Genomic DNA, 13,383 nt, shown 5'->3' with positions numbered 1-13,383 from the left:
GGGAGCATGAGGATTTGTGGGGTCGTCATGAAGCTTGGCCAAGTTGCATTGGCTGAATTAGGCGCGAGGTACATGGCACGTTCAGCGTTCGAACCGCTCCAACATTCTCTTCAGTTGCGCATTCTGCAGCTGTAGCTTGCGCGCCAACTGGTCCCGCAGCAGCCTGATCTCTTCATCAAGGCGGATTGCATCGTCAGAAACGGTCGGAACGGTCGGAGCGGGTGACGGAACGGCTTCACCCCCTGCCGCTTTCTTGCCCCGGATGCTGCGCTTTCGCGTTGCACCTTCGCCAGTCTGGAACAGTTTTGGTGCGTCGTGTGCGGCCGTGCCTGCCTTATCGGATAAGGCCGGATCAGCCGCCCCCACGGGCCCAGCGCCTTCGATAGCTGCCGTGCCGTGAACACCGCTTGCCGTTTCTTCGGAATGATCCGGGTCCGCTGACACCGCCTCCGATTGTTCGTAAGCGACCGGCTTTTCGTCGACCAGAGGATCCGCGGTGTTGAGCCCGTTGTCGGCAGCCGTTTCAGTCGGTTTGGCGATGGCCAATACGTCCGGCTTCACGTCATCGGTCGAGCCGTGTTCTTGGCGCTGCTGACGTCGCGGTGACACAAGCCGGGCAAGAAGTTTCCATGGAGACGCCATTTTATTCGACCTCGTATTCTACCTCGCATGCAGGCTGCGAGCAAAAGCGTTGGCGGCAGGACCAGCCGCCGCCAAGATATTCGTCTCGATATAGCCTTGAGAATGCGGCCAGCGCTTGACCGACGGCTGCCGATCAACCGAGGTTGAGCCGCTTTCGCAGATCGGCATTTTCAGCACGCAGCTTCTCGGCCAGCTGCTTGCGCAGTCTCTGGTTTTCCTCTTCCAGCTGCAGGAGATCCGCAAACTCGTCAACTGCCGCCACCGACGGTGCAGTCGCCGCCTGCACGGCCTTCGGAGCACGTTTGACAGGCGCACGCTTGGCGCTTGGCGAACCTTCGTCGGACTTTGCCTTGCGTCCTCTCTTCGGCTTGACCGCTGCGGTATTCGAAGCCGCTGCCGGTTGCGCCGAAACTGCGGCTGAGGCCGTCTCAGGCGCCGCCTTTTTGGCGCGAGGTTTGCGCTCCTTCTTCGGTGCGGGCGCCGCAACCGTCGGCGTGTCAGCGTCAGTCATCGTATTGTTTTCGTCGGCCATTATGGTCTCCTGTAAAGCCGATGCATTTGTCTCCTGCTCGATCGGCGGTGTCAACAACGCCGCGGCCTGTTGTTCGCCGGCGAAAGACACTCCGGTGCTGTGAACCTCGGAAGTTTCCGGCATGAACGGCATTGTCTCGTCCTGCAGATCCTGCGCAACGGACTTGAGATCCATGTCTCCCCAGATCGAGTTCGGATTGGAATTGAGTTTTCGCCGACCCGATCTGTACTCGACGGCAAAGCTGCGCTGGACTTTTTTCACTTTGAGAGGCCTTGGGTGTCTGCGGTGATGTTTCGGCGACGCTTTCAGCATCGCAACAAACCCTGCAGATAACCCCTATCGCCCCGGCGGTCCAGACCCATGGCGATACCCGGCCCGAACGAGCCTAATGGATCGGCCGAAGCGCCAAGTCGAGGCCCGTCTTGCTTGGTGCCTATCCAAACAACATCTTCAAATGATCGTTCAGGAACCGGCCCTTCGGATCCAAATCCCGTCTCAGCGCTCGAAACTCTTTGGCGCGAGGGTAAAGCCTCGTCACGTCGTCCGTGTCGAGGAAATGCATCTTCCCCCAATGCGGGCGAGAATTGTATTCGCCTAGAATTTGATCGACATCCTTCAGGAAGGGCCAGTAATCAATACCCGGACCACCCGACACCGACAGGGTGATGCTGTCCTGGCGATGAAAGGGGCTCATCCATGCCGGATCGCCGGCCGTGAAGCGGTATTCGATCGGATAGATGCAGTTGGTGTGCTTGTTCAGCATCAGATCCCGGACAGCCCTTATCGCGGCCTTGCCGTGTTCGAGGGGGACGGCATATTCCAGTTCGACGAAATTCGGCACGTATTCGATCGGATAGACCTCGGAACTGTAGGCGACCTTTTCGAATTCGCTCTCCGTCGGCGCGGCGTCGGTGATGTCCATCACCTTCATCTCGCAGACGTCGGCCAGCTTGTTCGTGCTCGACACCGCAGACGTGTCGGGAAGGCAGTACAGATGGCGGCTTTCCGGCGTCGGGCACCAGAAGAAGCCGAAATGGCGGTGCCTCGAAGCCAGTTCGTCGTGACGCTCCATGCAGGTCTCGAAATCGTCCCGCCAGAGACGCTCGTGCAGATTATAGGCGTCCATGACGTTGAGCGTCAGTGAGGAGATAACGCCGAGCGTTCCCACCGAGACCTGGGCTGCGTGCAGCCTGTCACTGTCGCGGCCGTCGATATCGAGGACATCCCCGGTCGCGGTGACGATACGCATGCCGGCAATCGATGAGGCCAGGTTTCCGAGCTTGATCCCGGTACCGTGGGTCCCGGTCGTAAACGCGCCGGCAACAGCCTGGCTGTCGATGTCGCCCTGGTTGATCAGTGAAAGACCGTGTTCTTTCAGCGTCCTGCCGACTTCGTTGATGCGTGTTCCTCCTGCCACCGTGATCTGTTTTCGATCACGGTCGATGTTCTGCACGCCGCGCAGATTTGCGAGCGACAGCAACAGTCCGTTGGTGCCGACGACGGGTGTGAAGGAATGTCCCGAGCCCGAAACACGCACCGCCAGATCACGCCTGTCGGCTTCGTGGACAAGCTCCGCCACTTCGGCTTCCGTTTCCGGCGAAGCCTTGAATTGTGAAACGCAATATTGATTGCCGACCCAGTTGCGCCATAGGCCGCCTTTTTCCAGAGCCATGTTTTCCCCTCACATCGCTGTAAAACAATTATCGACAAACAGATGGGTACCGCTGACGAAGCTGGCGTCGTCGCTCGCCAGGTAGAGCGCCGCTTTGGCGACCTCGTCCGGCCGGCACATCCTGCCCTGCTGAGCCGCGATCGCCGCATCCGAGACGTCCACGCCGTAGCGGGTCAGTTCGTCGACCTCCTTCTGGCCATGTGGCGTCTGGATGAAGCCGGGGCAAACCGCGTTACAGCGGATGTTGCGGTCGCGAAATTCGACCGCGATCGCCCGCGCAAACATGTGGCACGCGCCCTTGGTTGTGTCGTAGAGAACTTCCATCGGTGTCGCGGCGACCGCCGAGATCGACGACGTGCAGACGATGGACCCGCCACCTGCCTTGATCATGTGCGGCAGGACCGCACGGGTCATCAGGAACATGCTGCGGACATTGATGGCCATCAGCCGGTCCCAGTCCGCCACCGAGGTTTCGAGGAATGGCCGGACGATGATCGTTCCGGCATGATTGAACAGCACCGTAATCGGTCCGAGTTCACCGGAAATTGCGTCTACCGCCTGTTTCACCTGCAGTTCTTCAGAAACGTCGGCAGGTGCAAATGCTACCTTCAAGCCTTCTTCACGCAGGCGAGCGGCGACGGCTGCCCCCTGGCTATGCGGGAGATCGACAATTCCCACCGCTGCCCCCTCTCGCGCAAAAAGCTCGGTGGCGGCAAGGCCGCACCCACCCGCGCCGCCACTGATGAGCGCGATCTTACCGTCCAGACGACCAGCCATTCAACCTCCAACGATTGCTGATAGCGGCCGATCGATGGCTGAACGGGGCTCTTTTCGAGCCTCTTGTTCTCCGGCCGATGAAGGGCGGCTATGCTCCTGCTTGATAGCAGCAAACTGGCCTAATTTTGCGCCCTGGTCCATTGCTGACTTGGCCCCAGTCGTCGCGCCGGCCGTATCATCGTTTGTCATCGCCGGGATCTGTGCCGAAATGCCTCGACGAACGCCGAGAAGGCTGGGGATGGATTCCGGCGGCTGGGGTAGTAGAGGTGATAGCCTTGGAAGGTCGGACACCAGTCCGAAAGCACCGGCAGGAGCCGCCCGCTCTCCACGTGCGTTCGAACGAGGTCGGTGGGCACGTAGGCCAGGCCGATGCCATCCAGCGCGGCGTCGATCGCAGGCGCGATGTTGCTCAAGATGAGCGGACCCTCGACCCTCACGCTGAACTCATGTCCATCCCGCTTAAACTCCCAGGCATAGAGCATTCCCGACGTGGGGAGCCGCAGGTTGATGCAATCATGGTCCGTCAGTTCCTGCGGTTTCGTCGGCCGTGGGCGGCGTTCGAAATACTCGCCTGATCCGACCACGGAATAGGAAACATCGGGACCCACGCGCAGTGCCACCATGTCGCGAGCCACGGCCTCGCCGAGCCGAACGCCAGCGTCGAACTGCCGCTCGACGATGTTCGTGAAGCCGTGCCCTCAAGGTGAGGAAGAAAGGCAGCGGCCCGCCGGAGCGAACGCTCCGGTTCTTCGAACGGCTGTACCGGGTTGAAGGCAGGCGCGGAACGAAAACCCGGACAGAGGCGAAACGCCAGATCAATGCATTCTGATCCAGCGCGATGCCTTCCGATCACGCCCTGAAAGGCGGCGTCAACTTGCGGAGGAATCGCGCTTACTTTTGATCCTCTCAACACGGTGATACACAGAGCGAAGAAGTTTGCTCTGTGCAGGCGCTTTGGAATCGAAAGGTTAAGATGGAAGGATTATTTAAGTCCATAAAAAGGGTAATGACCGGGCAGATAATACGGCGATCTGACGTTCCTCTCATGAACGGAAAGTGCGTAATGTCCTTCCGCCTCAAGCAGGACAGTGACGGTGTCTTTGTGGTACTTGCCTCCAACGCCGCAGGCAACCATCAATACTACCCCTTCGATACAAACGAGTTCGAGAAGTTCGTCGAAGCTGCAATAGAAATTAGAGACGCGCTACACTCAGGCATCAATCAAAAACCGCCAGTTTGACAGGGCGTGTGGCCCCGCAACATCGCGGATACTCAGCAGCCAAATGTGTATAGAAATTCGCCCTTCCTTCGGATCCGAAGGAAGGCTGGCGCGTGACCTACAAGCGGCTCTGAGAAGTGGAAGGGCTCGCGAGGTTGCCCCCATAAGCGGCTAAAGAGAACGCATCCGCGCCACAGAATGCGCTCCTTGAGCGGGATGAAACCATGGAGCGGATTGGGTTTGGACGCGCATGTCCTGAGCGAAATCGAGATTTCGATGCACCTGGACAAGCGTCGTGCCGAAGGCCAAGCCTTCGACAGAACTATTTTCCATCGGCATTCCCCACTTACCGAGTGCCGGTCTTTCGCGCATTTTCCGCCAAATCGGCCTGATCGGCAACAATGGAGGCTGCTTCGTTTCTCAGGACGTCCTTGGCGTTCTTGCGGGCATTTTCAATCGCGATATCAGCATTCAGGCTCCGCTCATTTGCTTGCAGGCCATCGTCTTTATCGGGAACCAAACCATCGTTTGCCTGCTCGCGCGCTTTGAGACGGGTCGTAAGGGCAGTGAGCTCGTTCCGACGCTCAACTTCATTGAGGGAGATGACACGCTTTTCGCGTTGCACCTTCAGCTCTGCGGCGTCTTCTGCGAAACGTTGAAAATCCCGATCGCTTTGTACCCGAGCATCATGCCGGCTTTGCAGTTGCTGCAGCAACCCGCTCCTGTTGCTTGCGGCCGCGTAATTTGCAGGCTTGATCTGCCCCCAAGGCAGCGCATTGTCATAACTTGCTTCACCAAGGGTCTTGGGGTCCGAGAGGCCCGGCAAGCTGATGTCGGGTGTCACGCCGCGCAGCTGTGTCGTGCCGCCATCGACCCGGAAAAATTGGGCGATCGTCAGTTTCAATTGGCCGAATTTTGGTTTGCTGTTGTGGGCCACCTGATCGAGATCGACGACCGTTTGCACGGTACCTTTACCGAAGCTAGGTTCGCCGACGATCACGCCACGACCGTAATCCTGTATCGCTGCGGCAAAAATCTCCGAGGCCGACGCTGAGCCGCGATTGATCAATACCCCGAGCGGACCCGTCCACGCAGGCGTCGGCAGATCATCGCTTTCCACCTTGATCTTACCATCGGCGTCGCGCTGCTGAACCACCGGGCCTTTCCCAACGAACAGGCCGGTTAAATCAATCGCCTCGGCCAATGAGCCTCCACCGTTGTCGCGCAAGTCGATCAGGACGCCGTCGACCTTTTCCCGTTTCAGTTCGCCAAGAAGCTTGGCAACGTCTCGGCTTGCGCTTCTGTAGTCTTTTTCGCCTTTTCGCCGCGCTTCGAAGTCCTCATAGAACGCCGGCAAGGTGATCACACCAATTCTGCGCGCGACACCGCGGTCCTCCAAGGGCAGGATGGTCTTTTTTGCGGCCTGTTTTTCGAGGCTGATTTTGTCTCGCACCAGGCTGATGACGCGGCGGCTTCCGTTCTCTCCGCCATCCGCCGGCAAGACATCCAGGCGCACAACGGAATTTTTCGCCCCGCGGATCATTTGCACGACCTCATCAAGGCGCGTGCCCACGACTTCCTTTATCGCACCATCATCGCCTTGACCGACACCGACAATGCGGTCGCCGACGGCCAGCATTCCGGACAATTGCGCAGGTCCACCCGGCACGAGCTCACGGACCGTCGTGTAACCATCGCGCTCCTGCAGTACCGCGCCGATACCGACCAGTGAGAGCTTCATCGAAATGTCGAAATTAGCCGAAGCGGCGGCACCGAAATAATCCGTATGCGGATCAACGGACGTGGTGTAGGCGCCCATGAATGACTGGAACGCGTCGTCGCTCTTGTAGGTATAAACGCGCTCCAGGATATTCTTGTAACGTTTGTCGAGGGTATCGCGAATAGCTGCGTCGGCTTGGCCTGCCAGTTTCAACCGCAGCCAGTCGCCTTTGACGCGCTTGCGCCAGAGGTCATTGCTCTGCTCTTCGGATTTCGGCCAGGGCTCTTTGTCGCGCGACAGGGAATAGTCTTCCCGCACGCTGAAATCGAAGCCCTGTTTGAGCAAGTTGCGCGCATATGTCATGCGGTCCACAACCCGCTGCGAATAGACGTTGAAAATCGAAAACGGAACCTTCAGGTCTTCGCCGACGATGGCATCGTCGATCTTGGTGCTGTCGGCCGCGAACTTGTCGATGTCGGCTTGCAGGAAAAAGCTCCGGTCGGAATCCAGAGACTCGATAAACCGATCCATGATTTTAGCCGACAAGGCATCGTTAAGCGGAACAGGCTTGTAAGCATATCGCGTCAGGAATTGTGCGCTCAAATGCGCGGCTTGCGCCTGCTCCTGCAGTGGCGACAGGACCGGCGGCGGTCCAAGTTCCAAGGAGTAGGCCGACGGTGCGATTGCAAGGAACAGGCCAAGGAAACCATATCGTATGCGCATTCAGCTTTGATCCCATTTGCAAAATCGAGTCTATACTACGCAATGGTGGTGCAACAATGATGCCGTCTTGGCAAGCAGATGAACAAGCAACATCTCGTGTTCATCATGGAAAATGAGACTATGCCTTTGGCCATAGTTCGCTTGCTCGTCCCTTCCACGCACTCGTGACCTTTGCCGTGCAAAATGGCACTATATCCGTAAATATGATATAGATCACAAATTCGGTTGACATTTTTAGTCTCTCAGGCAGTATCGAGGCCATTCGGATAGCCGATTAGCACGCTGGAACTGGGAGGATAACGGCATGCTTTCGAGAAGGACGTTTATGTGGCTCGCGGGGACCTTTCTCGCGACCAGGCCGGCGCTTGGGCAAGTGCCGAGCAACGATTTGCCCCGAGAACAGCTGCTGATTCTCGAAAACCCGGAAGGGACGATCAAAAACGCCGGATGGTTCAACATTTGGGCCATCAACGCCGGCGGTCAGTCGACGGGTCTCCATCAGAACGTGATGGACACTTTCTGGTACATCGACCCCGATCACGGTATCGACGGTGTCTGGGACAATTCCCTTGCGACCGAAAAGCCGATCTATAACAAGAATTTCACGGAGATGACCGTGAAGCTCCGCTCCGGCGTCTTCTGGAGCGACGGCATCGAGTTCACCGCGGACGACGTGGTGTTCACCATCGAGACCCACATGAAGACCAGCGGCCTGCGCTGGAGCGCCCCGGTCCAGATCAACGTCGCGGCGATCGAGAAGAAGAGCCCGACGGAAGTGCTCTTCAAACTCAAAAAGCCCAATTCACGCTTCCATGCACTGTTTACGGTTCGCTGGAACGCCATGTGGATGATGCCGAAGCATGTGTTTGAGAAGGTCGGCGACGTTCTCAAGTTCGACTTCAACCCGCCGGTTGGGCTGGGTGCCTACACGCTCCACAATTTCGACCGCGGTGGCAAGTGGTTCATCTGGAAGAAACGCGAGGATTGGAAGCGTACCTCGGTCGCCCGGTTCGGCGAACCTGGCCCCGGTTACCTCGCCTATATTGACCCGGGACCGCCCGAAAAACGGGTTATCGAGCAGCTCAATCATCGTCTCGACGTCATCCATGACCTGTCCCCCGAGGGCATGTTCACGCTCGCCAAGGACTCGCCGTCTTCGGTCAGCTGGTTCAAGGGGTTCCCCTATGCGCATCCTGATCCGACATTGCCTTCGGTCATCTTCAACAATCGGCTGGAAAAATTCCAGAACAAGGACGTACGCTGGGCGCTGGCGCTGCTGATCGACATCAAGGCCGTCAGCATGGCCTCCTATCGCGGCGCAGCCACCATCTCGGCGATCGGCGTGCCACCCACCGGACTTTATCCGAAATACTATTTCGCACCCATGGAGCAGTGGCTGACTGGTTTCGAGCTCGACACGGGCAAGCGGAAGATCAAGCCCTACGATCCGACGATCGGCAAACAGATCGCAGAAATGCTGCGTCCGTCCCTCAAGGAACAGATACCAACGGACCCGGCAGATATTGCGACCGCGTTTGGCAGGGGATGGTGGAAACCTGATCCGGAGGCGGCAACCGAACTTCTCCAGAAAGCCGGCTTCACCAAACAGGGGGACCGCTGGTTTCAACCGAACGGGCAACCATTCTCGGTGAAGGTCATGGTCGAAGGCGATCTCCGGCCGGTCATGACGCGCGCCGGATCGATCATCGCGCAACAATGGCGGCGTTTCGGCATCGATGCGAATATCGACGTCGCCCAGGGAACGATGCTTGACCGGCGAGGCGTCGGCGACTTCGACACCTTCATAGGCTGGAGCGTGGAAACCTGGGGTGGTCACCCCGACCTGTCGTTCTTCCTCGACAGCTGGCATTCCCAGTTTGTCGTCGATGTCGGCAAGGTGCAACCGCCGAGAAACTGGCAACGTTGGAAAGAACCGAGGCTGGACAAGATCATCGAGGAGATCCGCACGATCGATTTCGACGATCCGCGTGGGGTCGAGCTTGGTCTCGACTATCTGAAGCTGGCCACGGAAGAAATGCCGATCATTCCGCTCATGGCTTACAACGTCTTCGCGACCATGGACACGACGTACTGGACCGGTTTCCCGAGCCTCGCAACGAAGCCTTACACGAACCCGGTCGCCAACTGGGGCAACACTAAATACATGATGGTCAATTTGAAGCCGACCAAGCCGGCAAAGTGAGAAACTGCCGCCCGGAGCCTCCAAGGCACCGGGCGGAGACCTCATCCCGAAATACGAGGCATCAATGCGGTCCTACGCCATCTACGTGGCCAAGCGCGTCCTGCAGTTCGCGCTGGTCGTTTTCGTCGGCATCAGCATCACGTTTCTGATCACGCATCTTACGCCGATAGATCCGGTCGAGCATGCCGTCGCACAAGTGAGCACTTTTGGCTTTTCCAGCCCCGAATCCATCGAGCTTCTTCGGCAGTCCCTCAAGGAACTCTACGGCGTCGGCGACAATCTGTGGGAGGAGTATCTGATTTTCTGGCGACGACTTGCCATGCTCGACTTCGGCCCCTCGCTCTCGGCATTTCCGACGCCCGTGAGTGAACTGATCGGGAGAGCCATCCCCTGGACGATTGGTCTCCTGACAGTGTCCACCATATTGAGCTGGTTTATCGGCAATATCCTTGGCGGACTGGCGGGCTACTACAGCCGCAATCGTATCCTTCGGATTCTCGGCATGATCATGATGGGGCTCCATCCGGTGCCCTACTACATTGTTGCCTTCGTTCTGTTGATCGTCTTCACATTCCTCCTGCCGATTCTGCCGAGCAGCGGCGGCTATGAGATGAACCAGGCGACTGGCTGGACGCCTCAATTTGTGGGCAGCGTGCTGTTGCACTCCATTCTGCCATCGCTTTCCCTCATTCTCGTCGGCGTCGGCAGTTGGTTCATGGGAATGCGGGCGCTGGTCTCGAATATCGTTACCGACGACTATGTCACCTACGCCGCACTCGCCGGTGTGCCGGACAAAAAGCTCGTAACGTCCTATGTCATGCGCAACGCATTCTTGCCGCAGATCACCGGCCTTGCGATGTCGATCGGCGCAATCTTCAACGGCGCGGTTATTACCGAACAGGTTTTCGGTTACCCGGGCATCGGGCGCCTCCTGGTCGAGGCAGTCCATGCGGCCGATTATTCGCTCGTTCTGGGGATCACGTCGATTGCCATCATCGCGGTCTCGGCCGCCGTCTTCATCATCGACATCATCTATCCCCTGATCGATCCGCGCGTCCAGGTGACCCAATGATTGCCGTCCTGAGAGACCTGTTCCGCTATAACGGCGAGTTCGCGATCGGATGCATGATCATGGCGATCATCCTCGGCATCGCCGCTGCCTCCTTCTTCTCCCCCTACGAGCCGATCGACTCCTACCTTGTGGCCTTGGATGCGCCACCGTCGCTGGAATATGTATTCGGCACCAATTCGCGCGGTCAGGACATTTTCTGGCAATTGACCTTTGCGATTCGCAATACCCTCGCCTTCGGCTTCATCGTAGCGCTCATCAGCCGGATACTCTCCCTGGTGATCGGGTTGATCTCCGGTTATGTCGGCGGAATCGTCGACCGCATCCTGATGTCGATCAACGATACGTTTATCGTCATTCCGCTCTTCCCGCTTCTGGTCCTGCTCTATTTCGTATTGCGGGACGACATGACCTGGTTCGTGCTTGCACTCGTCATGGCGGGCCTCGGATGGGCTTATGACGCGCGGCTTATTCGATCAGTGATGATCAGCCTCAGAACCCGTGAATTCACCAACACCAGCGTTTTCTCCGGCATGTCCATGCCAAGGATCGTCACGCAGGAACATCTACCCTATGTGCTGCCGATCGTCTTCTCGACGTTCATGAACAACATGAACTGGTCGATCGGGCTCGAAGTCACGCTTGCAGTCCTGGGGTTTACAGATGTCGACACCCCCACCATCGGCGGCATGATCTTCTGGGCCAACCAGCACAGCGCAATGGTGTCCGGAGTCTGGTGGTGGTACTTCTTTCCCACCCTCTTCGTGACGTTGACGTTCATCGGGCTCTTCCTGCTGGCCATCTCGATGAATGAATATATCGACCCGCGCAGCCGGCTCGATCGGATGGGGAATTCCTGATGACGCAAATCACAGCCTCAGCCGGCCGCGAAAACGCGCACGTCCTGGAAACGAGCGATCTTCGCGCCTACTACCGGATGAAATATTTTGGGATCGATCGCGAAGTAAGGGCTGTCGACGGGATCTCGATGCATGTGCGCAAGCACGAGATCTATGGCATTGCAGGCGAATCCAGCTGCGGCAAGACCACGTTCATCAAAGCGATCGCGGCTGCGATCAGGCCTCCGCTGGAGATTGTTGGCGGTCAGGTGAACTACAGCTTCATCGACGATGATCTCTATGCGTTGCCCCCGGCACGACGCACGGCCATACGCTGGCGGCACCTCTCCTACATCCTGCAAGGCTCGATGAACGTACTCAACCCCGTTCGTCGCATTCACAAAACGTTCGAGGATTTCGCCTTCCGGCACATGCATTTGCCACGCACCGAATTCGACCAGGAGGTGCGCCGCCATCTGGAGCGGCTGCGCCTTCCCGCTGAGATACTTCGCTCCTATCCGCACGAACTCTCGGGCGGGATGCGACAGCGCGTTTGCATCGCGCTCGCCACGCTTTGTAAGCCGGAGTTCATCATCGCCGACGAACCGACGACCGCGCTCGATGTTGTCGTCCAGAAAGACGTCCTGGCGATGATCCGGGAAACACAACATGAATTCGGATCGTCAATGATCTTCGTTACCCACGACCTGACGGTTCATGCAAATATCGCCGACAGGCTCGGCATCATGTATGCCGGCCGGCTTGTCGAAGAAGGGCGAACCGCCGACGTTTTTGCCAATCCTTTGCATCCGTACACGGCCCATCTGATCGCCAGCCTGCCGACGCTCGGCGACAGGCATACACGCGACGGGCTTCACGGAACCCCGCCGAATCTGGCCGATCCTCCAAAAGGGTGCCGCTTCCATCCGCGATGTCCGCTGGCGATGGAGATTTGCCGACATGAGAATCCCGCCCTTACCACCCTCGCCAAAGATCACAGGGTGGCATGTTTCGCAGCGAGCTCGGACGTCCTGCCGACACCTGATGGAAAACCGAACCGGCCCGAGGAATTGGAGGTCGAGCGATGACAGCTCCTCTTCTGCATCTCGACGGCGTCACCAGGCTCTACAAACGAGGCGGCCTGCTTGGCCGTCAGGAATTCCGGGCCGTCGACAATGTATCATTCCGCCTGGAGGGCGATGAACCTCAGGTCTTCACGATCATCGGCGAATCCGGAAGCGGCAAGACGACACTTGCGAGGATGATCCTCAACATGGTCCGGCCAAGCGCGGGGACGATCTTCTTCAAGGGCGGCGACCTGGCTTCGATCCGTGGGACGGGAGCGCGGCGAAGGTTCATGAAAGAGGTCCAGCCGATCTTCCAGAACCCTTTCGAAGCGTTCAATCCCTTGAAACGGGTCGATCGCTATCTGTTCATGACGGCAAAAAATTTCACTGACGCCCATTCACCCGCGCAGCTGGAAGCCGTTGCCGACAGGGCGCTGAACAACGTCGGCCTGTCGATTGCTGAAGTCCGCGGCCGGTTTCCCCATGAGCTCTCGGGAGGTCAGCTCCAGCGGGTGGCGATCGCCCGGGCACTGATCCCCGGCCCGTCGATGCTCGTCGCGGACGAGCCGGTGTCGATGGTCGATGCCTCGCTGAGAATGTCGATCGTCAATCTGTTTCGTGCCCTGCGCGATGATCTCAAGGTTTCGATCATCTACATCACGCACGATCTCGCGACGGCCTATTACGTCAGCGACAGGATCATCATCATGCGCAAGGGTGAAATCGTCGAAAGCGGCGAGGCTCGCTCGGTCCTTGACAACCCCCAGCATCCGTACTCGCAACTCCTGAAGTCCGCCATCCTGTCTCCCGACCCGAACGGTCGCGGTGTGCTGACCGGCGACAGCGCCGCCTCTCAGCAAGCGCGTGCATCACCCCAGCCGTCGACCGAAGAGATAGAGCTGCAGTCGCATTAGCGGCGA

General features: G+C 58.3%; 11 protein-coding genes and 1 pseudogene. 6 read left to right on the top strand and 6 right to left on the bottom strand.

Annotation, left to right across the window (positions count from 1 at the left end; all coding sequences use genetic code 11):
- Positions 1 to 81: 81 nt before the first annotated feature.
- The 5 genes and pseudogenes from ACSQ3G_RS25745 to ACSQ3G_RS25725 all read right to left on the bottom strand — a co-directional run.
- On the bottom strand, positions 82 to 642 hold the full coding sequence (locus tag ACSQ3G_RS25745; RefSeq protein ID WP_436112249.1) for a hypothetical protein: 561 nt from the start codon (positions 640 to 642) through the stop codon (positions 82 to 84).
- 133 nt (positions 643 to 775) lie between these two features.
- Positions 776 to 1,435, bottom strand: coding sequence for a transcriptional regulator (locus tag ACSQ3G_RS25740; protein WP_436112248.1), 660 nt, complete (start codon positions 1,433 to 1,435; stop codon positions 776 to 778).
- A gap of 172 nt (positions 1,436 to 1,607) precedes the next feature.
- A complete protein-coding gene (locus tag ACSQ3G_RS25735) occupies positions 1,608 to 2,846 on the bottom strand; it encodes a D-arabinono-1,4-lactone oxidase (protein WP_436112247.1) in 1,239 nt (412 codons plus the stop codon).
- Positions 2,847 to 2,855: 9 nt separating this feature from the next.
- Complete coding sequence (locus ACSQ3G_RS25730; RefSeq protein ID WP_436112246.1) at positions 2,856 to 3,623, bottom strand: SDR family NAD(P)-dependent oxidoreductase; 768 nt, start codon at positions 3,621 to 3,623, stop codon at positions 2,856 to 2,858.
- Between the two features lie 185 nt (positions 3,624 to 3,808).
- A pseudogene (locus ACSQ3G_RS25725) lies at positions 3,809 to 4,318 on the bottom strand (LysR substrate-binding domain-containing protein); the annotation flags it as partial.
- A gap of 368 nt (positions 4,319 to 4,686) precedes the next feature.
- Between ACSQ3G_RS25725 and ACSQ3G_RS25720 the strand changes: the two are divergent.
- Positions 4,687 to 4,863: a hypothetical protein gene (locus ACSQ3G_RS25720; RefSeq protein WP_233957203.1), complete on the top strand. Its 177-nt coding sequence runs from the start codon at positions 4,687 to 4,689 to the stop codon at positions 4,861 to 4,863.
- A 325-nt stretch (positions 4,864 to 5,188) separates the two neighbouring features.
- Here ACSQ3G_RS25720 and ACSQ3G_RS25715 read toward each other — a convergent pair whose 3' ends face one another.
- Positions 5,189 to 7,285, bottom strand: coding sequence for a carboxy terminal-processing peptidase (locus ACSQ3G_RS25715; protein WP_436112245.1), 2,097 nt, complete (start codon positions 7,283 to 7,285; stop codon positions 5,189 to 5,191).
- A 304-nt stretch (positions 7,286 to 7,589) separates the two neighbouring features.
- On the opposite strand from ACSQ3G_RS25715, the gene ACSQ3G_RS25710 reads away from it, so the two are divergent.
- From ACSQ3G_RS25710 to ACSQ3G_RS25690, 5 genes are all read left to right on the top strand, one after another.
- Positions 7,590 to 9,488 carry an ABC transporter substrate-binding protein gene (locus tag ACSQ3G_RS25710; RefSeq protein WP_436112244.1) on the top strand — a complete coding sequence of 633 codons (1,899 nt, stop codon included), beginning with the start codon at positions 7,590 to 7,592 and terminating at the stop codon, positions 9,486 to 9,488.
- A gap of 64 nt (positions 9,489 to 9,552) precedes the next feature.
- Positions 9,553 to 10,560: an ABC transporter permease gene (locus ACSQ3G_RS25705; RefSeq protein ID WP_105435001.1), complete on the top strand. Its 1,008-nt coding sequence runs from the start codon at positions 9,553 to 9,555 to the stop codon at positions 10,558 to 10,560.
- Positions 10,557 to 11,417 carry an ABC transporter permease gene (locus tag ACSQ3G_RS25700; RefSeq protein ID WP_105403306.1) on the top strand — a complete coding sequence of 287 codons (861 nt, stop codon included), beginning with the start codon at positions 10,557 to 10,559 and terminating at the stop codon, positions 11,415 to 11,417. The genes ACSQ3G_RS25705 and ACSQ3G_RS25700 overlap by 4 nt, the downstream gene beginning before the upstream one ends.
- The gene (locus tag ACSQ3G_RS25695; protein WP_436112243.1) at positions 11,417 to 12,484 is read left to right on the top strand and encodes an ABC transporter ATP-binding protein; all 1,068 of its coding nucleotides are present in this window, start codon (positions 11,417 to 11,419) and stop codon (positions 12,482 to 12,484) included. Before ACSQ3G_RS25700 ends, ACSQ3G_RS25695 begins: the two co-directional genes overlap by 1 nt.
- Entirely contained in the window at positions 12,481 to 13,377 is an 897-nt protein-coding gene (locus ACSQ3G_RS25690; protein WP_436112242.1) for an ABC transporter ATP-binding protein, read from the top strand. The genes ACSQ3G_RS25695 and ACSQ3G_RS25690 overlap by 4 nt, the downstream gene beginning before the upstream one ends.
- The last annotated feature ends 6 nt before the right edge of the window (positions 13,378 to 13,383 follow it).

Source organism: Neorhizobium tomejilense (assembly GCF_964254135.1).
In the GTDB taxonomy this organism is placed as follows: Bacteria; Pseudomonadota; Alphaproteobacteria; order Rhizobiales; family Rhizobiaceae; genus Neorhizobium; species Neorhizobium tomejilense.
This window is presented reverse-complemented; position numbering and strand designations above follow the sequence as displayed.